Raw genomic sequence first — 23,216 nt, 5'->3', positions numbered from 1 at the left:
GGCGCGGCCGAGGGCACTCCTCCCCCGGGGCCCGTACGCCGCCTCGGCCCGTCCGCAGCCTCGGGTCCTCCGGCCTACAACCGCGGGTCCACCGGCTCCGACTCCAGCGCGAGCACCGCGAAGACCGCCTCGTGCACCCGCCACAGCGGTTCGCCGTCCGCCAGCCGGTCGAGCGCTTCCAGACCCAGTGCGTACTCGCGCAGGGCCAGCGAACGCTTGTGGCCCAGGTGACGGATGCGCAGGCGCGCGAGGTTGTCCGGGCGGGTGTACTCCGGCCCGTAGATGATCCGCAGGTATTCGCGGCCACGGCACTTGACGCCCGGCTGGACGAGCCGTCCGTCGCCCTGCCGTATCAGAGCCTGAACCGGCTTGACGACCATGCCCTCGCCCCCGTCGGCGGTCAGCCGCAGCCACCAGGCGGTGCCGGCCGCGACCGACGACTCGTCCTCGGTGTCGACGATGATCCGCCGGGTCGCGGCGAGCAGACCCGGTCGCTGCGGGTCGCCGTCGGCCGCCGCGCCGTCCTCCCGGGCCGTCACCACGGCCTCCGCCGCGATGATCCGGTCGATCAGCGCCAGCTGGTCGGTGTGGGGCAGCGCGGCGAGGCTGCGGCCCCGCACCGCGAGTATCTGGAACGGCGCGAGCCGGATACCGTCCGGCACACCGGGCCGCCCGGGGTGCGGTGCCTCGCTCGCATCCGAGACCGAGGCCGAGGCCTGGACGGACGCCTGACCGGCCGCCTGTGCCGGCTCCGCCCCCACGCGCCAGCAGTAGCGCCGGTACGCCTGGGTGAAGGCGGCAGCGTCCAGGGCCCGGTCCCGCTGCCGGGCGAGCAGCGCGGACACCTCGACCCCCCGGGCGGCCGCCGCCTCCAGTGCGCCGAGCACGCCGGGGAACGCCGCTCCGGACGCCGCACCCACGGCGGCGAACTGCTTGCGCAGCAGACCGGTCGCCTTCAGCGACCACGGCATCAACTCGGCGTCCAGCAGCAGCCAGTCGGTCTCCAGCTCCGCCCACAGCCCCGCCTCTTCGACACAGTCCCGGATCCGCCGCAGGATGCGCCCGGCCGTCTCCGGGTCGTCGAAGAACGGCCGGCCGGTGCGGGTGTACAGGGCGCCCGGCACCCCCTTCGGCACCCCGGCGGGGGTGCCGTGGCTGCCTTCGGGGCCGTGGGGGAATGCCTCGGCCACCGTCTCGTCCCGGCATACCAGGACCACGGCACGGGAGCCCATGTGCTTCTCCTCGCACACCACTTCCCGCACCCCGTCCGCGCGGTACCCGGCGAACGCCTCCGCTGGGTGCTCCAGGTAGCCGTCCTCCGCCGAGGTCGCACACGGCGCCATGGTCGGCGGGAGGTACGGCAGCAGCCGCGGGTCGATCGCGAAGCGGCTCATCACCTCCAGTGCGGCCGCGGCGTTCTCCTCCCTGACCGCGAGCCGGCCCATGTACCGGGTCTCCACGATCCGCCGTCCCGCCACATCGTTGAGGTCGAGCGGGCGGCCGTCCGCCCCGCCGGGCGCCTCGGCGGCGAGCGGCTTCGCGGGCTCGTACCAGACCCGCTCCGCAGGGACGTCCACCAGCTCGCGCTCCGGCCAGCGCAGCGCGGTCATCGCACCGCCGAAGACACAGCCGGTGTCCAGGCAGAGGGTGTTGTTGAGCCAGTTGGCGCGCGGGGTGGGGGTGTGGCCGTAGACGACGGCGGCACGGCCGCGGTAGTCCTCGGCCCACGGGTAGCGCACCGGCAGGCCGAACTCATCGGTCTCGCCGGTGGTGTCGCCGTACAGCGCGAAGGAGCGCACCCGGCCGGACGTCCGGCCGTGGTACTTCTCCGGCAGCCCGGCGTGGCAGACCACGAGGCCGCCGCCGTCCAGGACGTAGTGGCTGACCAGACCGCGGATGAACTCCCCGACCTCGGCGCGGAAGGCGGAGTCCTCCTTCTCCAGCTGCTCGATGGTCTCGGCGAGCCCATGGGTGGGCTGGACCTTGCGGCCCTTGAGGTAGCGGCCGAGCTTGTTCTCGTGGTTGCCCGGCACGCACAGCGCATGCCCGGCCCCCACCATGCCCATCACCAGACGCAGCACTCCGGGGCTGTCCGGCCCACGGTCCACGAGGTCGCCGACGAAGACCGCGGTACGCCCCTCGGGGTGTACGGCGTCCACCGCCCGGCCGTGTCCGTCGCGTGCCAGCGCATAGCCCAGCCTGCCGAGCAGGGTCTCCAGCTCGGAACGGCAGCCGTGGATGTCGCCGATGATGTCGAACGGGCCGGTGAGGTGCCGCAGGTCGTTGAACCGCCGCTCCGTGACGACCTCGGCGGACTCCACCTCCTCCGGCCCCCGCAGGACGTGCACCTTGCGGAAGCCCTCGCGCTCCAGATGCCGCAGCGAACGGCGCAGTTCACGCTGGTGGCGCTGGATGACCCGGCGGGGCAGCCCGGCCCGGTCGGCGCGCGCGGCGTTGCGTGCGGCGCAGACCTGCTCCGGTACGTCCAGGACGATCGCCACCGGGAGTACGTCATGCTCCCGGGCCAGCCGCACGAGCTGGGCGCGCGCCTCGGACTGCACATTGGTCGCGTCCACGACCGTCAGCCGCCCGGCGGCCAGCCGCTTGGCCGCGATGAAGTGCAGCACCTCGAACGCATCGCCACTGGCGCTCTGGTCGTTCTCGTCGTCGCTGACCAGCCCCCGGCAGAAGTCGGAGGAGAGGACTTCGGTCGGCCGGAAGTGCCGGGCGGCAAAGGTCGACTTTCCGGACCCGGTGGCTCCGACCAGCACCACGAGCGAGAGGTCGGGCACGGCAAGCGTGCGCCCCGCCGGCCCGGGCCGCGGCTCGGGCTCGGGCCACGGCTCCGGCCCCGGCGTCGGCTCCGGCCCGGACCGAGGCGGCGACTGGGGCCCGCGCTCCCGCTGGGCCCTGTCCCTCTGCCGGTCCTCGCGCGCGTGCTGCGCGTGCCGCTCTTCGTCTCCGTACTCCGTACGGCCGTCCTCCGTCATTCCCCGACCTCCTTCCCGGTCGCCGACGTGCTGCTGTCTTCACGGTTACCGCTGCTTTCACGGTTACCGCTGCGTTCACGATTACCGACGCCTTGGCCGTTGTCGGCGCCTTCACCGTGGATGCGGAAGTGCGCGAGCTGGGTGGGCGGGCCGACCTCGGGATCGTCCGGACCCACCGGGGCAAAGCTCACCTCGTAGCCGTGCCGGGCGGCGGCCTTCCCCGCCCACTGCCGGAACTCCTCCCGTGTCCACTCGAAGCGATGGTCCGCATGCCGGGCCTGGCCGGCCGGCAGCGATTCCCAGCGCACGTTGTACTCCACGTTCGGCGTCGTCACCACGACGGTCCGCGGCCGGGCCGACCCGAACACCGCATACTCCAGCGCCGGCAGCCTCGCCGGATCGACATGCTCGACGACCTCGCTGAGCACCGCCGCGTCATAGCCCTTCAGCCTGCCGTCGGTGTACGCCAGCGACCCCTGTACGAGGCGTACGCGCTCCGACTGCCGCTCGGGCATACGGTCCAGCCGCAGCCTGCGCCGCGCCTCGTGCAACGCACGCATCGACACGTCCACACCGACGATCTCGGTGAACTGCCCTTCCTTGAGCAGCGCACCGACCAACTGCCCCGGCCCGCAGCCCAGATCGAGCACCCGCGCCGCCTTGGCCGAGCGCAGCACCGCGAGAATCGCCTCCCGCCGCCGCACGGCGAGCGGCACCGGCTTCTCCTCCGTGTCCGCCTCCTCGTCCACCGCGTTGTCGATCACCTCGGCGGCCATGTCGTCCGACTCGGCCAGCCGCTCCAGCTCCAGCCGCTCCATGGCCTGACGCGTGAGCGACCAGCGGCGCGCGAGGTAGCGTCCGACGATCACCCGCTGCTCCGGGTGGCCCTCCAGCCAGCCCTCGCCGGCCCGCAGCAGCTTGTCGACCTCATCCGGCGCGACCCAGTAGTGCTTGGCGTCGTCCAGCACCGGGAGCAGCACATACAAATGCCGCAGCGCCCCGGCGAGAGTGCTCTCCCCTTCCAGGACGAGCCGTACGTAGCGCGAGTCACCCCACTCCGGGAACGTCTCGTCCAGCGGCAGGGGCTCGGCCTGCACCGTCCATCCCAGCGGCTCGAACAGCTTGCGCACCAGCGTCGCACCACCCCGGGCGGGCAGCACCGGCACCTCGATACGCAGCGGCATCGTGCGCATGACCAGGTCGGGCCGCGCCGTGCACTGCCCCTTCATCGCGCTCGCGAAGACGCTTCTCAGCGCCACCGCCAGCAGCGACGAGGCCGCGTACGGCCGGTCGTTCACATACTGTCCCAGCGCCGAATCCGGAGCACCGCCGCGCCCCTTCCCACGGCTCCGGCGCACCAGGGCGATCGGATCGACCTCCAACAGCAGTGCGGCCGTGCACCGCTGAGCGTCGGCCTCGGGATAGAGGACGTGCGCGGTGCCGTGCGACGTCGAGAACTGCTGCGCCTTGTCAGGGTGCTTGTGCAGCAGGAATCCGAGGTCGGTCGCGGGACGGTCGGCGCTGCCGGTGGTGGTTATCGTCAGGAACACGCGTCCGAGTATTGCCGTAGTACGCCACGATCCATACCGGTTTTCCGGCGGCGCCGCCCGACCACGCCCGCTCGGCCGTCAGGTCAGCTGGGTCTGCACCTGCGCGGAGATCAGCTCGAGGTGGTCGAGATCATCCAGGTCCAGCATCTGCAGGTAGACACGGGACGCCCCGATGCCGGCATACCGCCCGATCTTGTCGACGACCTCGGCGGGTGAGCCCGCAAGGCCGTTGGCCTTCAGTTCATCCACGTTCCTCCCGATGGCCGCGGCCCGTCGCGCCACCTCGGCATCGCTCCTGCCGACGCAGGCCACGAGGGCGTTGGAGTACACCAGCTCATCGCCCTTGCGCCCGGCGGCTTCAGCGGCCGCCCGCACCCGTCCGAACTGGCGCTCGCTGTCTTCGAGCGAGGCAAAGGGGATGTTGAACTCATCGGCGTACTGTGCCGCCAGCCGCGGTGTACGCCTGGCACCGTGTCCGCCGATCAGCACCGGCACCTTGCCCTGGACGGGCTTGGGCAGCGCGGGCGAATTCTCCAGCTGGTAATAGGTCCCGTCGTAGCTGAACTCCTTTCCTCCGTCGGTGGCCCACAGGCCGGTGACAATCGCCAGCTGTTCTTCCAGCCGTGCGAACTTCTCCTTGGGGAACGGAATGCCGTAAGCCTTGTGCTCCTCCTCGAACCAGCCGGCACCGAGGCCGAGTTCCACCCGGCCGCCGGACATCTGATCGACCTGCGCCACCTGGATGGCCAGCACACCCGGCAACCGGAAGGTGCCCGCCGTCATGAGCGTCCCGAGACGGATGCGCTTGGTTTCACGGGCCAGACCCGCCAGGGTGATCCAGGCGTCCGTCGGTCCGGGCAGCCCGTCGGCATTGCCCATGCGGAGATAATGATCCGAACGGAAAAACGCGTCGAAGGCAAGGTCCTCAGCAGCCTTGGCGACCTTCAGAAGACTGTCGTAGGAAGCCCCTTGCTGGGGCTCGGTGAAAATGCGTAGCTCCATACCTCCATCCTGCGCTCCGTACGGCGAACCAACCGTCGGAGGCGCATTGATGCACCGGTCGGTTGATGCACCGGTCGGTTGATGCACGGGCGGGTTGTTGCACCAGGCGATTGTTGCGCCGGCTACTTGATCCGCGGGCCGGTTGTTCCGCCGACCGGGGCGAGCCGGATCAGGTGGGCCCGCCCCTTGACGGCACCGACGATGGCGACGAGGAAGAGGGCAGGCGACGAGGAACGATGCGGGCGGCCGGAACGATCTGGGCGATACGGACACCGCGCGGAACGGGCGACGAGGTGTCGGGGTGGCCCCGGCTCTCAGGTCGGCGCGGCGGCAAACGGCGACCGGCCGAGGAAGCACGAAGGGGAAGGAAGGAAGGGCAGTGGACGGTGGGCGTGCAGTGACACTGGTCTACTTCTGCTTCAGGCAGGGTTCCGGTCGCGCACCTCCAGCTTCTCCAGTATCCCGGCCACGCGGTCTCGCGCTTCGTCGGCCGTGTCCATCGCCTCGACGCACGTCCAGTACATTCCCTCCTCGTCAGCGAGCAGCACCACGCTCACCAGCGCTTCGCACACTTCCCGCAGCAGTCGGCACAGGCCCGTCAGCGCCTCCTTGACGTCCCGCACTTCGGACAGCTGAGCCGCCCGCAGCCCACCGGTGGCCGATGCCGGGCACAGCAGTCCCCCGCTGAACCGCCCGCCCGCGTCGCCCAGCCCTCGGGCTCTGGACCGCACTTCGTACGGCCCGAATATCGCGAGGTGGCTGCCGATCGCCTCCGCCAAGGCCTGCGCCTGCCATGCCTCGACGATCACTCCATGCACCGTGTGCGCCTCGGCCAGACCGCGCCGGCTTGCCGCGATGATCCGCACCGCGTCCATCCGCTCCCTCCTCTCCTCATCACTCATCCGCGTGCCCCTTGCACTCTTTCCACTACCCAGAGTGAGGGTGAACACCCAAAAAAGCCAGGGGAATTCGCAAATCTGTGGACAAGCAAGACCCTGTGGAAAGATCCATGACTCCGTAGAGTGACATCGGCCGACCTCGCCCCCCTCCCTCCCCGCGCGCCTCAGCACCCCCACCCTCCACACGCCCTGCACAAGTCGCGCGAAATACCCGAAGAGGGCACCGCAGGGAATGGTCAGCGACTGCGGGGCGGTGGGAGGGGCGGCGTCGGCCAGACCCCTGGCCCGTGCCCGCGCCCGGACCAAAACCAAAACCAGGACCGGCGCCAGGGCCGGGGCGAGACCGGGACCAGGCCGGCACCAGCCCCGGAAGAAGCCAAGAACGCCGGCGGAAGCCAAGAACGCCGACGGGCGGGAACCGAGGCCCCGCCCCCGGTTCCCGCCCACCTCTGACTTCCCACCCCTCCCCGCGCGACCCGCCCTCCCGGCCAAGCCCACCCTCCCCGCTCGGCCTCCTACTCCTCCCCCTCCCGCGGGCGATCCGGCCGCGCCGAACGGACCGCAGGGAACCGCGACTCATTGCGCTCGATCTTTGCGGCGAGCGCCGCCGCCGCGTCGACCCCCAGCGCCTCGCAGAACTGCAGCAGATACGCCAGGACGTCCGCGACCTCGTCCTCGACCCGGCCGGCCTTCCGCGGATCCGACATCACCCTCGCCGATTCCTCCGGTGTCAACCACTGGAAGATCTCAACGAGTTCAGCAGCTTCGACGCTCAGCGCCGCGGCCAGATTCTTGGGCGTGTGGTACTGCTGCCAGTCCCGTGCGGCCGCGAACTCGGCCAGTCGTCGCTGCAGCGCCTGAAGATCCTCACTCATGCCCCCAGGTGTAGCACCTGTACGCCGGGCAGCCCGTCGGCGACCGAGGGATCCCGCACCGTCCCCAGCAACCGCACATGTCCGCGCTCGGTCATCCGCACGGCCAGCGACACCAGCTCACGGGCCTGCCTGCGGTCCATACAGCGATCCATCCCGTCCGCCATCACCGTCATCTGCTGATGGGCCGACGGGACCTCCCCGACCGGATCCATGGCCAGTACGTCCGGCCCGGTGAGCAGCACCAGTGCCAGGGCGAGAAACCGCAGCTCACCATCGCCGAGCTGCTCGACGGGCAGCTCCCCCAGTTCACCCCGGTCCAGTACGGCCCGCACACCCGCGGCGCCCGCCGCGCCCCCGGCCCCCTGTACGCCGTGCGGCCCCGTGGAGCCACCGCGCCCCGCCTCCGCAGGAGCGCCGGCCGGCCCGCCTCCCGTCCCGCCCGGCTGCCACGGCACCGCACGCAGCCCCTCGACGGGACCGGCACACGCCCCCCGCACCGCCGCGACCAGCACCGCATGCCGCCGCGCACACTCCAGGCTCGTACGCTGCAACACCATGGGCAGGTTGTCGCAGGACGACCGCAGCCTCCCCTCGTCCCGCGGCTCCCCCGCCTCACGGCCCCAGCCGCCCGCCTCACCACCACTCGTCCTGCGCGCCCGCGCACCCCAGGCCCCCGCAGCTCCTGCGGCAGCGCCCGCCCCGCCGGTCCCCCTCGCCCTCCCCGGTGCACTCACCGCTTTCCCGCGCCCGGCTCCCGCGCCGCCCCCGCGCGCCCCGGCAGCACGTCCGGCACGTCCGGCACCAGGCCCCTCGCCGTCCGTACCCCGTCCGCCACCCTCACCGGCCACACCCGTACCGCCCACCCCCGCTCCCCGCATGACCTCCGGCCGCGGGTCGCACACGAACGCCGACCGCAGCGCGACCACGACCTGCTCCGCCGCGGCCAGCACCAGCCGCTGCCCCGCCGTTTTCCCCGCGACGCGCAGCGGCAGCAGGGAGGTGCCCAGCCGGTCGTCGGGCAGCGGCGCGCGGGTCACGGGAGTCGCACCCGCCGTGTGCCAGGCAGCCTGGACGGCCGGACGGGTGGGGTCGGTGAGTGCGGTGGTCAGCAACGTCTCGCCGCCGCCGGTCAACCGCTCGCCGACGATCCGCAATTCGGGCTCGGCCTGGACGGCGAGATCGAGACTGACGGGGCCGGCCGGGCCGTCGACCGTACAGCCGATGCGGAAACCGCGCCGCCCCTGTTCGTCGGGGTGCGCCCCGGCCGGCACACAGGCCGCAGGGCTGCCCGCCACCTCCCCCACCGCCCGTGAGAGCGGTTCCCCGCTGCCGAGCCGGGCGAGGATTTCGTACGCCTGCAGCGCACTGGACTTGCCGCTGCCGCTCCCTCCGCTCAACAGGGTCAGCGGGGAGAGCGGCAGGGTGACGCCGCGATGGGACTTGAAGGCGGACAGCCGTAACTCCGTGACCGCCGGTCGCACACTGTCGGAATGCATGAAGGGACGCTACGCAGCGCCCGGCCGGAGAACCGTTACGCCCAACAGCTCTTCCTACGAACGGGGGACACTGCCCGCCACCTCTTCCGCGACCTCGGTGCCGGTCGGCGCCAGCAGGAAGACATTGGTGTCCACGCGGTGCATCCCGCTGCCGAGCCCGAAGACGACTCCGCTGGAGAAGTCCAGGATGCGCTTGGCGACATCGGCGTCGGCGCTGCTGAGGTCCAGCAGGACCGGGAGCTGTGCCATCAGGTACTCGGCGACCTCACGGGCGTCCGCGAAGGTCTGGACGCGAAGGACGATGAACCGCCGCGCCTCCTCGGCCGGCTCCTCCTCGGGGAGGGCGCGGTGGTCGGGCCAGGAGGGCCACTCACTGCTGCCGCGGAGCGGGACGACTTCGGCCAGCCCTTCCCACTGCTCGTCGGTGGCATCGGGGCCGTTCACCGAATCACCTCGCCCGGGAGAGTGTTGGCTGTCTGCGGTATCTGCATCGCGCAATTCTAGGGATAAACACACAAACCTCGGCGGACGTGACACACGCCGCGCACGCCCCGGTCCATCCTGCACCATGCCCGATGACCTGTTCCGACATCCGCGACAGATATCCTCCGTCGAGATTCTGTGTGCCCGTTCATCCCCGTGTGACGGAGGTTGGTGCTGTCGTGGGGTCCGAGCCTCCCGGTCGTCGGCCGCGTGGCCTGCGCGGCCTGCGCAAGCCCGCCAAGAAGCGCCCCGCCGGTCCCTCGACCGCCGGGCCCACGGACGATTCCGACGCGGCGGTGGGGCCCCCGGCCGAGGCTGCCGGCAGCATCATCAATGCCGTCCTCTACCGTGACGGCCGCCGGGTCAGCACCCATGACACGCTCGCCGAGGCCTTCCGGCAGCAGCGCGCCGCCTCCGGCACTCTCGCCTGGATCGGCCTGCACCGCCCCAGCCGCGACGAACTTCTCGCCCTGGCGACGGAGTTCGACCTCCACCCCCTCGCCGTCGAGGACGCCCTGGAGGCCCACCAGCGCCCCAAGCTGGAACGCTACGGCGGCACTCTCTTCGTCGTCCTGCGCGCCGCGCGCTATCTCGACGATCCGGAGGAGGTCGACTTCGGCGAGCTGCACGTCTTCGTGGGCCGCGACTTCGTGCTCACCGTGCGGCACGGCGGCGCCCCCGACCTCTCGGCCGTACGCGCACGCATGGAGGACACCCCCGAACTCCTCAAGCGCGGCCCCGAGGCCGTTCTCTACGCCATCCTCGATGCCGTCGTCGACGGCTATGCGCCGGTCGTCGCCGGCGTCCAGAACGACATCGACGAGATCGAGACCGAGGTCTTCGGCGGCGACCCCCGGGTTTCCCGGCGCATCTACGAACTCTCCCGTGAGGTGGTCGAGTTCCAGCGCGCCACCCGTCCGCTCAACGGCATGCTGGAGGGCCTGACCGCGGGTTTCGAGAAGTACGCCATCGACGAGGAACTGCGCCGCTACCTGCGCGACGTGGCCGACCACGCACTGCACACCACCGACCGCGTGGACGGCTTCCGGCAGGCCCTGCAGGACATCCTCGCCGTCAACGCCACCCTGGTGAACCAGCAGCAGAACGCCGAAATGCGGGCCCTGGCCGAGGCCGGTTTCGAACAGAACGAGGAGATCAAGAAGATCTCCTCCTGGGCGGCGATCCTCTTCGCCCCGACCCTGGTCGGCACCATCTACGGCATGAACTTCGCCCGCATGCCGGAGTTGCACTGGGCGTTCGGATACCCCTTCGCCATCGTCCTGATGGCGATCGTGTGCACCAGTTTGTACTTCGTCTTCAAGCGGCGGGACTGGCTCTGAGACCGGCGCTCCCGCCTCCGAGGCCTGCTTCCAGGAGCATCGGCCGTCGCACGGTCAAGAGGATCGCGCTGTGGGTGGCGCTTGCCGCCTGCCTCGCGTTCTCCATCGTCGTCCTCATCGGGCTGGTGCAAGGTTTCTACGCGATGGACCACCCGCCCGGCGGCTGGTGCCAGGACAACTCGGCCACCTGCGTGCACCGCGGACAGCCCTAGGCAGCGAACCAAAAGCCGGCCGCGCACCCAAGCAGCCGAGCGCCGCGCCGGCCACGGCGGGGCGGCGCTCGGTGTGCTCACGCATGGTCCCGTCGCACGCCCGGGGCTCCCGTGGGCCGACGCACGGCACCACCCACCCGCGGACCAGGCGCACGAGGGGCGTCGTCGGCGGCCGGCCTGAAGTGGCGCGAAAAGCGGGTGATAGATTCTCAACAAGCGTTTATTTTTGAGCAGTCGGCCGCCAAACCCGCGGCGAGGCCCACTCCGTGGCGCCTGCACCGCTTCGTGGAGAGCGAGCATCATGCGCATCCTCATCACCGCACAGGCAATCTATTCGCACCTCGCACCCCTGGTACTGCCGGTGGCGGAGAGAGCCCAGAAGGCAGGCCATGAGGTGGCCGTCGCCACGGGGGCCGACGTCGTGCAGCACATAGAGGAGCGCGGGCTCACCGCGCTGACGTTGCCCCATATGCCGTCGGTGGGCGAGGCACTACGGGACGGCACCATCCCGCCCCCGCCGGGCATGGAGAAGGCCGGCTCCGTGACCGTGGAGCTGGCGCCGGAATTCTTCGCCGCGGCCTTCGTCGGGCACCTTGCCGCGGCCAGCGTCCCCGACCTCCTCGATGTGGCGAAGAGCTGGGGACCGGACCTGATCCTCCATGAGTCGACCGAGTACGGCGGCTATCTGGCGGCGGAAATCCTCGGCATCCCGCACGGCGCTCTGGACATCGGGCCGATGGCGCCCTACGCCCACCCCGCCGTGACGGAGGAGCTCAACCGGCAGCGGGAGAAATTCGGCCTGGCACCGGTCACCGACGCCTGGCACCCGTTCCGCGCCTTCCGTGCCGGAGTCGTTCCGGAGGACTTCTACCCCACGGACAGCAGGCTGCCCAGCGCCCGCTACTACCAGGTCCCCGCCGGGGCGGCACAGGGAGGTCTCGATCCGGAGATCGCCGGACTCGACACGGACCGGCCGCTCGTCCTCGCCACTCTCGGCTCGAACGCTACCCGGCTTCCCGGCGGCGCCCACACGCTGCTGGATACCATCATCGAGGCCCTCGGAGAGCTGCCGGTCACCGGTGTCGTGGCCCTGGGGGCCGACCGCGACCCGAAGCAGTGGGACGGACCGCGCCGCGACAACGTCCATCTGACCTCGTTCGTCCAGCAGGAACTGCTGCTCCGGTCCAGTGATCTATTCCTCACGCATGCCGGCTTCAACGGCACCCGGGAGGCGCTGGCAGCCGGAGTCCCCATGGTGGCCGTACCGCTGTTCGCGGAGCAGTCCCACAATGCCTCCCGGCTCGAGCAGTTGGGCGTCGGTATCCGGATGAACGTCCAGGACGTGACACGCGATGCGCTGGCCGCGGCGCTGCGCAACGTTCTCGATGACCGCTCCTACCGGTCCCGCGCCCAGGGACTCCAGCGCCGGTCCCACGCTCTGCCGGACCTCGGCCGGCTGGTGGAGGATGCGGCGGCGCTGGCCGCCTGAGCCGGACGGCTCCCGCCCGTACACCACCACGGTGACGGTTCCGCGGGACCGGTCCGTCTCGCTCCGGCCGCTGGGACAGGCTCCAGCGGCCGGAGCGGGAAGGCGGTGCAGGAGGCCGGAGCGGGAAGGCGGTGCAGGAGGGCGGAGCGGGAAGGCGGAGCGGGAGGGCGGTGCGGGCCGACGCTCCCCGTGCGCCGGCGTCCGCTCCTCCCCCGCGGAATCTCGCGGTCCGCCCTTCCCGCTACGAAGCTTTCCGATCCGCCGTCCCTCTGCGAAGCTTTCCGATCCGCCGTTTCCAAGGCCCCGGCACTGTCCGGAGGTACTTGTAGCATCAGGACCGGCACCGGAAAGGGGACCGACTTTGACCTGCGCCGATGCAGCGACGAATGCGCCCGGACAGGCCGCGCGGCACACGTCCGGTTCTGGAGGCCCGGCCGCGGAGGCAGCCCTTCCGGAGCGCAAGGGCGAGCGCACACGTCGGCGCATCCTGACGGCCGCACGTCGGAAGTTCGCGGAGGTCGGCTACGAGCGCGCGACCATCCGCGCCATCGCGGCCGAAGCCGACGTGGACAAGTCCTCCGTGATCCAGTACTTCGGCAGCAAGCAGGCCCTGTTCCGCGAGGCCGTCCACTGGCGGATCCCCCACGACGAACTCACCACCAGCGACCCCGGCCACACGGTGGAGAACCGCCTGCGCGGCATGCTGGACACCTGGGCGGCGGATCCGGACGGCCCCATGGCGGTACTCCTGCGGACGAGCATGACGAGCGACGAAGCGGCAGAACTGCTGCGCCGGCACATGACCGCGGAGGTCACCGATCACATCGCAGCCACCATCGATGCGCCCGATGCCCGACTGCGTGCCGCACTGTTCAGCGCGATCATGATGGGGGTCGCCGCCCAGCGCTATCTGCTGCACCTGCCCGACCTGGCCGAGGCGGACGTGGAGGACATCGTGCGGATCGCCACTCCCCTGCTCCGCAGTCTCATCGCTCCGGACGCCTGAGCCATTTCCACTCCGTCGTCAGCAACATCTCTCACGCCGGACGTCATCGCCTGCGGAGCAGGGTGATCCCGTCCTCCTCGGCGACCTGGACGTAGCCATGGGCACGGTAGAGGCGCATCATGCGGTGGGTCCGCTCCACCGGGCAGGGAGTTTTGACGGTCGGATCGTGGCGGTCCGAGACCACCCAGCGCGGCGGACGCGCCGGGAGGCCGGTCGGCGCGGCGGGATCGGGGCCGGTGCCGAAGCAGACCAGGCTGACGGTGGTTCGTCCGGTCAGCATCGGCGCCAGGCGGTTCGAGGAGGCGACGGTGTCCCCGTCGGGTATGCGCTTCAACAACCGCTCCGCCGTACGGACATGCGCCGGGGTCCGCCAGGCCGAGGGGAGGACCAGGTCGTGGAGGGGATAGACCGCGGCCGTGACGGCGGTGAAGGCAGCGGAGAAGGCAAGGACCTTACGGCGCCCCGGGGGCGGCACGATATCCGGCCGCCGGTGCAGCACATCGATGAGGCCGGCGAATACGAGCGGCATCAGGATCGCGTTGTAATGGAAATTCGGCTGCCAGTAGTGCTCGTTGCCGGCCAGCAGCCGCCACGCGAGAGTGGGTACGCACAGCAGCGTCAGCGGGGAACGCAGACCGAAGAATGCGGTGGGCGCGGCGAGCATGAACAGCAGAAGCCACTTCATCGGCGGCCAGAACACATGAAGTCCGGCGGACACAAGAGCGGTGAAGCTCCCCGATGAGGAGGCCGCCTCACCCGGTATCTGGTGCCAGTAGTCGAAGCCACCGCGGGGATTCATGGCAGGCAGAAGAACGAGGATTTCCACCGCTGTGCCCGCCACGCCGAGAAATGCCACGGCAACGCCGAGCAGGACGGGGAAGCGTCGCCGCTCCGCAGGGTGGTGAGCCCGGTCCTCGGGCTCGTGAATCCGGGCACCGTCATCACGACACCGCTCTGCCGGCTGGTGACACCGGTCCTCGGATTGCTGACGCCGTTCCCTTGAACCGTGCCACGTTTCCGAGGAATCGTGCCGCCACTCGCGCCGCCCCTGCCATGCGATATAGCCGCCGATGGCAGCGAGCGTGAGCCCAAGGTCCTCTTTCACCAAGAGCAGCGGGAGCGCCCACGCTGCCGCCGCCCCCCAGCGACGCTGTCCGAGGGCGGTCACGCTGAAGGCGAGAAGCGGGACCGCGAAGCATATTTCGTGGAAGTCCTTGGCGACTCCCGCGATGAGGCCCCAGGAGGCACCCAGTCCACAGCCCACCACCAGACCCGTGACCGGTCCGACAGCCCGGTGTGCCCAGCGGGTGAGCGGAAAGCAGGCGAGTGCCATCAGTGCGGCCTGCACCACGAGCAGCGTCACGGCGCTGGGGAAGAGCCGATAGAAGGGGGCGATGAGCACCAGGAGGGGGTGAAAGTGGTCTCCGAGGAGGTGAAAACCCGGTCCCTTGAGTTCTACGATCGGAGCCCGGCCATGCGCATAAGCACGAATCGCCTGCTCGAATATCCCCAGGTCGTAGCCGGCATTGAGCATGCGATCGTTCCGCAGCACCGACACCACGGTGTACAGCACAAAAAATACCGCGGTGACGGTCCACCCCATGGCCCGCGGGCCTGGTAGGTGTCGACCGAACGCGGCACCAAAATCCGAGACTTGGCGGTCCGAGGGTATGCGGAATGACCACGTTCCCCTGGTCCGTTCCGACCCCTCCGACCGGTCGGACCGTCCCGCCCGTTCCGACCGCTCCGCCGTTTCCACCCTCGCACCCACCGTCGTCGACTCGGCAAAAGAAACACGATGTACTGCCCCGGCGGGGAGACGCAGTGGGTCGGTCGGCCAGGCATGCCTACCGGCGGAGGCGATGCACCCCCTCCCGGGTATGTCCGGACGGCGGCACGACCGCGGGACCGCATCCCGCGTGAGTGTAACGCCGGGGCCGCGGGGAGAGTTCGCGGCGGAGCGCGGTCGGCAACGAACACGATGACGCGACGGGAGGCGTGGGGGGAGAGTGACGGGAAGGGTGGGGGGAGAGTGACGGGAGGGATGACGTGACCAGCGCGGTGAGGTGACGAGCACGGCGATAGGACGAGCGAGTGATGCGGCGTCAGCGAGCCAGGCGCCCCAGGAGCGAGGAGGCCGCGGCGATGCCCATGACGGCGACGGCCACCAGGACGGTGAAGTCCAGAGCCAGATGGGCGTGGGTTCCCAGGAGGAGGCCGCGGAGGGCATCGACCTGATAGCTCAGGGGGTTGATCCTGCTGACCGTCTGGAGCCAGCCGGGCATGATCGCCACCGGGTAGAGAGCGTTGGAGGCGAAGAACAACGGCATGGTGATGGCCTGGCCGATACCCATCAGGCGGTCGCGGGTGAGCACGATCCCGGCAATCGTCATGGACAGGCAGGAGAAGAAGGCCGAGCCGAGGATCACCGCGACAGCGACGGCCAGCAGCCGTAGGGGGTTCCAGGTCATGGCCACCCCGAGCAGTGCGGCGATGACGATCACCACGACGGCCTGGATCAGCGCCTTCACCCCGGCGGCGAAGGCCTTCCCGGCGATCAGAGCGGAGCGTGGGGTCGGTGTCACCAGCAGCTTGGTGAGGATGCCGGCGTCCCGCTCCCAGATGATCATGATGCCGTAGAAGATCGCGATGAACATGGCCGACTGGGCGATGATGCCGGGCGCCAGATAGTCGATGTACGGGGTGCCGCCGGTCGGGATGGCCTTGATACGGGTGAAGGTCTCGCCGAAGACCAGCAGCCACAGGGCGGGCTGGACGGCGCGGGTGTAGAGCTCCGTCCGGTCGTGGCGCAGCTTCTGCAGTTCGACCACGCACATGGCGACGACTCTGGCGGGCAGCACCCGCCAGCCGGTGCGGGCACGCGGCGGTACCAGCAGCAGGTCCAGACGGCCGGGACCGGTGGCCGGTTCAGCCGACGCGGTGTGCGGTGCGGCGGGTGCTTCGGACATCTCGGAAGTCTCCTGACTGCTCGTCGAGACCGCTGCCGGCGACGTCCCGGAAGACGTCCTCCAGCGTCGGCACGGCATCGGACGAGCCCGAGGGGGCCGATGAGGGAGAGGGGGAAGAGGAGGAGGGGGAAGAGGAGGAAGGGGACGAGGAGGACGAGTCCGATGCGGCGGCAGCCGGCGGTGCGGGGGCGGCCGAAGGGCTCGTTGCCGTGGGGGCGGTGGGCGAGGCCGCGGCCGCACGGCGGCGGGCACGCAGGGCGGACCGGAGCTCGTCGGGGGTACCGAGGGCGCGGATCCGGCCGCGGTGCATCAGGGCGAGGCGGTCGCAGTACTGGTCGGCCTCGTCCATGTAGTGCGTGGTCACCAGGACGGTCATGCCGGTGGCGGCCCGTACGGCGTTGATGTGCTCCCAGACGCTGGTGCGGGCGATCGGGTCGAGGCCGATCGTCGGCTCGTCGAGCATCAGCAGGCGGGGCGCGCTGACCAGGGCCTGGGCGAGTTCGAGGCGACGGATCATGCCGCCGGAGTACGTCTTCGCGAGCCGGCCGGCCGCGTCGGTGAGACCGACGGCCTCCAGTGCCTGGGTGACGCGTGCGGCGCGCTCACGGCGCGGGACATCGAAGACCCGGGCGAACAGGGCGACGTTCTCGCGGCCGGTCAGCCCGGCATCCGCGGACAGCTGCTGCGGTACGTACCCCAGCAGCCGGCGCACCGCCATCCGCTCCCTCGCCGCGTCGTGCCCGAAGACCCGCACCATGCCGGAGGGGACGGGCAGGAGGGTGGTGATACAGCGGATCGCGGTGGTCTTGCCCGCGCCGTTCGGACCGAGCAGGCCGAAGACCTCGCCGGGGCGGACGGAGAGGTCGACGCCGTCCACGGCCTTGGTCTCACCGAAGGCGTAGCGCAGAGCCCGGCAGGTCACCGCGTCGGGGGCGGTCTCGTCCGGGGCGGGGCCGGACGACCGCTCCTGCCGTTCTTCGTCGTCGCAGGTCATATGCGCTCCGCCTCCTCGTGCAGGTGGTGGGCGAGCCTGCGCAGGGCAGGAAGGGCCGCCGGCGGCGGATCAGCCGCTGGGCACCGGCCGGCGCGTCGGTCGCCGGGCCGGGGAACTCCCCTGCAGCCATGCTCCGGATTTTAGCTCTGCGGGCAGACAGGGGCCCCGGACGCGCGCGGAGCGGGCATCGAACGGCCCAGCGCCGGGGTCCGGGCCGGTCCGTGCCCCGTGGTGCCGTGTCGTGCCGTGTGGGACTGTGCCGTGCCGTGGTCGTGCCGTGTGGGACTGTGCCGTGCCGTGGTCGTGCCGTGTGGGACTGTGCCGTGCGGTGGTCGTGCCGTGCGGTGTCGTGCCGTACGCACGGGGAGCCCGTGCCGGTACGGTCCGCCCGGCTCAGCCGGTCGCGGGTGGCGGTGGCGGGGCCGGTGCCCCCGCCGGCGGCGCGATCTTCGCATGCCCGGGGACCGGGGCCGGCGCCGCGGCCGCGGCCCCAGCCGTGCCGGATGACGTGGTTGCCGCGGATGCCGCGCCCGGCAGGAAGGCATCGCGGCGGGCGCCCGGGTCCCAGCCGGTGTCCACGACCCGCTTCTGGAAGAAGATCGCCGCCCCCAGGAGTACGGCGCCCAGGGCCAGCATCAGGAGGATGCCGCCGGTGGCGCCCGCCTTGGCGGCGTTGCCGGTCAGAGTGCCGAACCAGCCGAAGTCGGCATCGCCGAACGTGGTGTTCTCCTTGCCGAACGCACCGAGCACCTTGAGCAGCAGCGCGGGCAGGAACGTGATCAGCACACCGTTCAGGAAGGCGCCCACCGCCGCACCGCGCCGGCCACCGGTGGCGTTGCCGTACACACCGGCCGCTCCCCCGGTGAAGAAGTGCGGTACGAGCCCGGGCAGGACCAGTGCGAGACCGAGCGCCGGATGGCCCACCCAGGTCAGCAGGGCGAGGCTGACCAGGCCGCCGGCGAAGCTGGCGAGAAAGCCGATGAGCACCGCGTTCTGCGCGTACGGGAAGACGATCGGGGCGTCCAGGGACGGCACCGCGCCCGGTACGAGCTTGCCGGCGATGCCCTGGAACGCGGGGACCAGTTCGCCCAGGATCGTCCGGACGCCGAAGAGGATCACCGCGACCGCGATCCCGAACTGCAGGCCCTGCATGACGGACTGCATGACGTAGTTTCCGAGGTCGCCGGCCGCGCTGCCACCGCCCGCCGCGAACGCCTTGAACGCCGTCGCCCGGCCCACTCGCGCCAGGTAGGCCAGCGACATGATGACGTAGATCAGCACCATGGACAGCGCCGTGGCGACCATCGAGTCCCGCAGAAAGCGCAGGCCCTCGGGCAGCTTCATGTCCTCCGTACTGCGGCTGCGCCTGCCGACGAGTTGCCCGGCGGCGCCCGCGACGATGTAGCCGGCGGTGCCGAAGTGGCCGATGGCGATGGTGTTGTTGCCGGTGATGCGCTTGGTCCAGGGGTGCGCGAACGCCGGCATCGCGACCAGCAGGATGCCCAGCAGCAGTCCGCCGACGACCACCACGCTCACCGAGGAGCGGCCGGAAGTGGCCAGGACCATGGTCAGCAAGGTGGCCATGAACAGCATGTGGTGGCCGGTCAGGAACACGTACCGCAGTGGGGTGAAGCGGGCCAGCATCAAGGCGACCGCAAAGCCGAGGATCATCAGCCAGGCGACGCGGGCGCCGAACTGCGCCTGGGCGATGCCGACGATCGCCTCGTTGGTCGGGATCACCCCATGCGCCCCGGTCGCCCCCTGGATCATGCCGCCCAGCGGGCCGAGAGAGCTGACCACCAGCCCCGCGCCGGCACCGATCAGCAGAAAGCCGAGCGTCGCCTTGATCGCACCTCCGACCACCTGACCTGCGGTCTTCTTCAGCGCGATCAGACCGGCTGCCGTGATCAGGCCGATCAGGTACGCGGGTTGGCTGAGGATCTCGTTCACGAGAAACGTGGCGAGGGATATGAGCCAGTCCATGGGGCGGTCCGTCCTCCCGTGCTCAGTTGCCGTACTCAGCTGCCGTGCTCAGTCGCGGTGCTCAGTTGGTCGTGCTCAGTTGCCGCACTCACACGTCATAGGTGTCGCGGAGGATGCGGTCGACCTCGGGACCACTGGTGAAGTCCGCCACGACCTTTACCGGTACGCCGACCTCGCCGAGCGTCCTGGCGATCTCCCGGGAGGTGAGGATCGCGACGGCCTCGGACGCCTTGCCCTTGGCCGAGATGGTGTCGGTCGCCTCCACCGTCACATGGCGGGACCAGCCCCAGCGGTCGAGCACCTGCTCCAGCGTGTTCTTCAGGAACAGACTGGTGCCCACGCCGTTGCCGCACACCGTGAGGATCTTGTGTACCGCCCGCGGGGCGAGATCGGACTGCTCACGTACGGCAGCTTCGCGTACGGCCTCGCCGGGTACGGACTGCTCCCGCACAGTTTCTCCCCGTGCGGACCGCTCCGGTACGGCATCCTCGCCCCGCGACCGGTCACCGCCATCGGCCCCGCCCTCGCGCTCCGGCCCGGCCAGCACCGCATACAGCTCGTCCGGACCGGCCGCGTCCTGCAGAGCCTGCGCGGTCGCCGGGCCGGCGAGCAACCGCGCGAGTGCGGCCATCGCCGCCGTATGCGCCCCGGAGTCCTCGGCGGCGAGTCCCACGACCAGATGCACCGGGTCATTCGACTCATGACCGAACTCCACCGGTTGCGCCAGCCGGACCCAGGACATCCCGGTCCGGCGCACGGCGGGCGAGGGACGGGCATGGGCCAACGCGAAGCCCGGCGCGAGGACGAAATACGGCCCGTTCTCCTCGACATTGCGGATCATCTCCGCGGTGTAGGCCTCGGTGGTGGCGCCCGTGTCCACCAGCAGCTCACCCGCCGTACGTATCGCTTCCCGCCAGTCCGCCACCCGGACATCGAGGCGTACGGCCGCCTGCGGGAGAAGATCATTCAGCGCTGCCATGGCAGGGGACTCTACAGACGCGCCAGGTGGCCGCGCACGGGTGCGGAAGCATGAATTCCGAGGAATTTCCCCCGAACTCCCGTACTCGCAAACGCCCTTGACAGTCACTTGTGGGCGGAGAAGCCTGTTCTTTCGGCAGTTGCCGGATGTGGGGGATACCGGGGAAATCGGGGGACTCATGACGAGGTGCACCTCTGCGCACACGACGACGAACGGGACAGCGGCGGACACGGGCGCACCACCGGCACACGGCAGGAGCCGGACGGCCCCCGCCCAACCCCTGGCACAGCCCCCACGGAGGCCGCGCTTCAGCAGCCGGGCCGCCGTCCTGGGCGCGGCGGCACTCGCTCTCTCGCTGTCGCTTACGGCCTGTTCCTCTTCCTCTCCTCCGGACGGGGAAGGCACGGGACCGGCGGACGGCACCGGCAGCTCTGCGACCGGTTCGGCGCACTCCCCCAGCACGCCATCGGCCGTCGCCCCGGCCGCCTACCGCCATGCGCTGACCGAAGCTCTCGGGCCGCTCGACAGCGCCCTGCGCACGGTCGACGGTGCGCGGGACGGCGGGCCGCTGAACAAGGCCCTGGACACGGCAGCAGCCAAGGCGGACACCGCCGCCCGCGTCCTGCAAGCAACCACCCCACCGGACGACGCCCTTACCGGCAACGGTCAACTCGCCTCCTCGCTGAGTGCTCTGGCGCAGGACCTGCGGAGCGCCCGTGGCAGCGGCGGCCGCTGTTCCGCCTCACCGCGCGTCGCATTGGGTATGGCCGGGGGTCCGCAGAGAGTCGAGCAGGCCGGGCGCGCGCTCTCCGCGCTGGGCTACGACGCCACACTGCGTCTGCCGCGTACGGAACGGGCCCGGCACCGGCGGCTCGCGAACGGTGCGTTCCTTCGCGACGGCAGCCGGGGCGGCCTGGGTCGGCTGACCGTCAAGAACGGCACCGGCACCGATGCGGTGATGACGCTGACCCGCGGCACCCGGACGGCGTTCTCCGTGTACGTGCGCAGCGGTTCCGAGACAACCGTACGCAGCGTCAACAGCGGCTCCTACACGGTGTACTTCACCACCGGCGAGGACTGGAACGGCACGAAGAGCTCCTTCACCCGCGAGTGCCGCTTCGAGAAGTTCGACGACAGGGCGACCTTCCGGACGATGCGGGTGGCGGGCGGAACGCAGTACACGGTGCTGACGTTCAGCCTGAACAAGGTGCTCGGCGGAAATGCCGCCACGAGTGCGGTGCCGCCGGGCGAGTTCCCGTCGTCGCGGTGACCGAGGCGGTGAACCGAGCCCCGGAAGCAGTGCCTCAGGAGGGTGTCCGACGAAGAGACGCCCCGGAAGGGATGACCAGGAAGGGGCGCCCGGGAAGAGAAGCGCCACAGCGGCTCGGTAGGGTGCGCCCCGTGGGCGACGGTACGTGGTGGACTCTGGCGATCGCGGCGGTGACCGGCGGGACGGCGGTGCTCGCCAGTTGGGTCACCAGCCGCGGCAGCGCCCAGGCCGCGAGGATTCAGGGCGAGATCTCCGCACGCTCACAGCGCGCCGAGCGGCTGCGGGAGAGCCGGCGCACCGCCTACCTGGATCTGATCGAACAGACCCACCGGATGGGCGAGTTGTTCTGGGAGATCTCCGCGACGCTGCGGCTGCCGGGCTCCGATGCCCGTACCGCCGCACTCGACGAGCTGCGGGACCGCGAGGTCGCCGAGTACGCGAAGATCCGGCGCTGCGCCCGTGTCGTCGAGCTGGAAGGACCGCCCTCGGCCGCCGCGGCCGCGCTCGCCCTCCAGAAGGCGACGGGCCCCTTCTACACGGCCCTCACGGACGACCCGCCCGGCGACACCGATCGCCGCGACGCCTTCAACGCCGCCTACCGCCCCTTCTGGGCGGCTCTGGAGGACTTCGTGGAGGCGGCGCGCACGGCCCACCAGACGGACTGAGCCGCCCGAGCGGACACCCCGGAGGAAGGTCCCGGCATGCATACCTTCGGCACTCCCCAGACCGGCAGGGCCGTACCGACCATCCGGCCGCCGCGGTTACGGCCCGGCGACCGGGTGCGGATCGTCTCCCCGGCCAGTCCGCCCAGCCGCGAGGGAGTAGCCCGTGGCGTCGAACTCCTGACGTCATGGGGACTCCGGGTCGAGGTGGGTGAGCACGTCTTCGACCGATGGGGATACCTGGCCGGCCGGGACGAGGACCGCGCCTTCGACCTGAACTCCGCGTTCGCCGACCCGGGAGTCCGCGCCGTGATCGCCGCCCGGGGTGGCAAAGGCACCTACCGCATCGTCGACGACCTGGATACCGACGCGCTGCGACGCGATCCGAAGATCGTCGTGGGCTTCAGTGACCTCACCCACCTCCACCTCACCCTGTGGGCACGATGCCGTCTCGCGTCCCTGCACGGCCCGTTCGCCAACTGGCGCGACGAATGGTCCGGGCCGGCATCGGCCGACGCGCTCCGGCGTGCGCTGATGACCACCGCCCCCGTCACCCTCCAGCGAGACGCCCGCGAGGCCAGCGCGGCGGTCACCGTCGACGGCACCGCGACCGGCGTCCTGCTCGGCGGCAATCTCGACGCGATCCGCACCGAGGCCGGAGCCGGCCTGCCGAGCCTGGAAGGGGCGGTCCTCTTTCTCGAACACCGGAAGGGCACAGGGTTGGGGGAGGTCGACCGCGCGCTGACCCAGCTGACCCGCACCGGAGCCCTGAACGGCCTGCGCGGTGTTGCGCTCGGCCAGTTCCTCGGCTTCGACCAGGGCTCGGATGCTCCGGCGCCGGGAGGGTGGGGCGTCGCCGACGTCCTGCGCGACCGGCTGACCCGCCTGGGCGTTCCTGTCCTCGGCGGGCTCCCCGCCGGACACGGTCCGCACCCTCCGACCCTCCCACTCGGCACCCAGGCCACGATCGACACCACCGCAGGAACCCTGACCGTTCAGCCGGCCGTCGCCTGACTG

Annotated in this window: 19 protein-coding genes; 7 read left to right on the top strand and 12 right to left on the bottom strand. The window is 70.8% G+C overall.

Annotation, left to right across the window (positions count from 1 at the left end):
• Nucleotides 1-74 precede the first annotated feature (74 nt).
• The 7 genes from ABZ851_RS26270 to ABZ851_RS26240 form a co-directional block, all read right to left on the bottom strand.
• Nucleotides 75-2,990 (bottom strand): polynucleotide kinase-phosphatase, encoded by a 2,916-nt coding sequence (locus ABZ851_RS26270; RefSeq protein ID WP_361132131.1) that lies wholly within the window; start codon nt 2,988-2,990, stop codon nt 75-77.
• The gene (locus ABZ851_RS26265; RefSeq protein ID WP_361132128.1) at nt 2,987-4,540 is read right to left on the bottom strand and encodes a 3' terminal RNA ribose 2'-O-methyltransferase Hen1; all 1,554 of its coding nucleotides are present in this window, start codon (nt 4,538-4,540) and stop codon (nt 2,987-2,989) included. The genes ABZ851_RS26270 and ABZ851_RS26265 overlap by 4 nt, the downstream gene beginning before the upstream one ends.
• 78 nt (nt 4,541-4,618) lie before the next feature.
• The gene (locus tag ABZ851_RS26260; RefSeq protein WP_361132125.1) at nt 4,619-5,542 is read right to left on the bottom strand and encodes an LLM class F420-dependent oxidoreductase; all 924 of its coding nucleotides are present in this window, start codon (nt 5,540-5,542) and stop codon (nt 4,619-4,621) included.
• Between the two features lie 419 nt (nt 5,543-5,961).
• A complete protein-coding gene (locus tag ABZ851_RS26255; RefSeq protein ID WP_361132402.1) occupies nt 5,962-6,417 on the bottom strand; it encodes a DUF6099 family protein in 456 nt (151 codons plus the stop codon).
• A 539-nt stretch (nt 6,418-6,956) separates the two neighbouring features.
• On the bottom strand, nt 6,957-7,316 hold the full coding sequence (locus tag ABZ851_RS26250) for a nucleotide pyrophosphohydrolase (protein WP_088800497.1): 360 nt from the start codon (nt 7,314-7,316) through the stop codon (nt 6,957-6,959).
• Complete coding sequence (locus ABZ851_RS26245; RefSeq protein WP_361132122.1) at nt 7,313-8,812, bottom strand: biotin transporter BioY; 1,500 nt, start codon at nt 8,810-8,812, stop codon at nt 7,313-7,315. The genes ABZ851_RS26250 and ABZ851_RS26245 overlap by 4 nt, the downstream gene beginning before the upstream one ends.
• Before the next feature lie 54 nt (nt 8,813-8,866).
• On the bottom strand, nt 8,867-9,256 hold the full coding sequence (locus ABZ851_RS26240) for a cell division protein SepF (protein ID WP_088800495.1): 390 nt from the start codon (nt 9,254-9,256) through the stop codon (nt 8,867-8,869).
• A gap of 218 nt (nt 9,257-9,474) precedes the next feature.
• On the opposite strand from ABZ851_RS26240, the gene ABZ851_RS26235 reads away from it, so the two are divergent.
• The 4 genes from ABZ851_RS26235 to ABZ851_RS26220 all read left to right on the top strand — a co-directional run bounded on the left by ABZ851_RS26235 (nt 9,475) and on the right by ABZ851_RS26220 (nt 13,342).
• Nucleotides 9,475-10,635, top strand: coding sequence for a magnesium and cobalt transport protein CorA (locus tag ABZ851_RS26235; protein WP_361132119.1), 1,161 nt, complete (start codon nt 9,475-9,477; stop codon nt 10,633-10,635).
• Nucleotides 10,636-10,709: 74 nt separating this feature from the next.
• Entirely contained in the window at nt 10,710-10,847 is a 138-nt protein-coding gene (locus ABZ851_RS26230; protein WP_361132116.1) for a hypothetical protein, read from the top strand.
• A gap of 301 nt (nt 10,848-11,148) precedes the next feature.
• Nucleotides 11,149-12,336: a glycosyltransferase gene (locus tag ABZ851_RS26225; RefSeq protein ID WP_361132113.1), complete on the top strand. Its 1,188-nt coding sequence runs from the start codon at nt 11,149-11,151 to the stop codon at nt 12,334-12,336.
• A 361-nt stretch (nt 12,337-12,697) separates the two neighbouring features.
• Complete coding sequence (locus ABZ851_RS26220; protein WP_361132110.1) at nt 12,698-13,342, top strand: TetR family transcriptional regulator; 645 nt, start codon at nt 12,698-12,700, stop codon at nt 13,340-13,342.
• Between the two features lie 43 nt (nt 13,343-13,385).
• Here the strand turns inward: ABZ851_RS26220 and ABZ851_RS26215 are convergent, their stop codons facing one another.
• The 5 genes from ABZ851_RS26215 to ABZ851_RS26195 form a co-directional block, all read right to left on the bottom strand.
• Nucleotides 13,386-14,945, bottom strand: a complete 1,560-nt coding sequence (locus ABZ851_RS26215; RefSeq protein ID WP_361132107.1) for a DUF2079 domain-containing protein — start codon at nt 14,943-14,945, stop codon at nt 13,386-13,388.
• Nucleotides 14,946-15,447: 502 nt separating this feature from the next.
• The gene (locus ABZ851_RS26210; RefSeq protein ID WP_361132104.1) at nt 15,448-16,311 is read right to left on the bottom strand and encodes an ABC transporter permease; all 864 of its coding nucleotides are present in this window, start codon (nt 16,309-16,311) and stop codon (nt 15,448-15,450) included.
• Nucleotides 16,271-17,305, bottom strand: coding sequence for an ATP-binding cassette domain-containing protein (locus ABZ851_RS26205; protein ID WP_361132101.1), 1,035 nt, complete (start codon nt 17,303-17,305; stop codon nt 16,271-16,273). Before ABZ851_RS26205 ends, ABZ851_RS26210 begins: the two co-directional genes overlap by 41 nt.
• A 393-nt stretch (nt 17,306-17,698) precedes the next feature.
• Nucleotides 17,699-19,288: a PTS ascorbate transporter subunit IIC gene (locus ABZ851_RS26200; protein WP_361132098.1), complete on the bottom strand. Its 1,590-nt coding sequence runs from the start codon at nt 19,286-19,288 to the stop codon at nt 17,699-17,701.
• An 88-nt stretch (nt 19,289-19,376) separates the two neighbouring features.
• A complete protein-coding gene (locus tag ABZ851_RS26195; protein ID WP_361132095.1) occupies nt 19,377-20,267 on the bottom strand; it encodes a PTS sugar transporter subunit IIA in 891 nt (296 codons plus the stop codon).
• A 178-nt stretch (nt 20,268-20,445) separates the two neighbouring features.
• Here ABZ851_RS26195 and ABZ851_RS26190 point away from each other — a divergent pair, with 178 nt between their 5' ends.
• The 3 genes from ABZ851_RS26190 to ABZ851_RS26180 all read left to right on the top strand — a co-directional run bounded on the left by ABZ851_RS26190 (nt 20,446) and on the right by ABZ851_RS26180 (nt 23,213).
• A complete protein-coding gene (locus ABZ851_RS26190; protein WP_361132092.1) occupies nt 20,446-21,537 on the top strand; it encodes a hypothetical protein in 1,092 nt (363 codons plus the stop codon).
• Between the two features lie 131 nt (nt 21,538-21,668).
• Nucleotides 21,669-22,202, top strand: coding sequence for a hypothetical protein (locus ABZ851_RS26185; protein WP_361132089.1), 534 nt, complete (start codon nt 21,669-21,671; stop codon nt 22,200-22,202).
• A gap of 36 nt (nt 22,203-22,238) precedes the next feature.
• Nucleotides 22,239-23,213, top strand: a complete 975-nt coding sequence (locus ABZ851_RS26180; RefSeq protein ID WP_361132086.1) for an LD-carboxypeptidase — start codon at nt 22,239-22,241, stop codon at nt 23,211-23,213.
• Nucleotides 23,214-23,216: the final 3 nt, after the last annotated feature.

It is taken from the genome of Streptomyces sp. NPDC047049, assembly GCF_040643995.1.
Taxonomy (GTDB): domain Bacteria; phylum Actinomycetota; class Actinomycetes; order Streptomycetales; family Streptomycetaceae; genus Streptomyces; species Streptomyces mooreae.
This window is presented reverse-complemented; position numbering and strand designations above follow the sequence as displayed.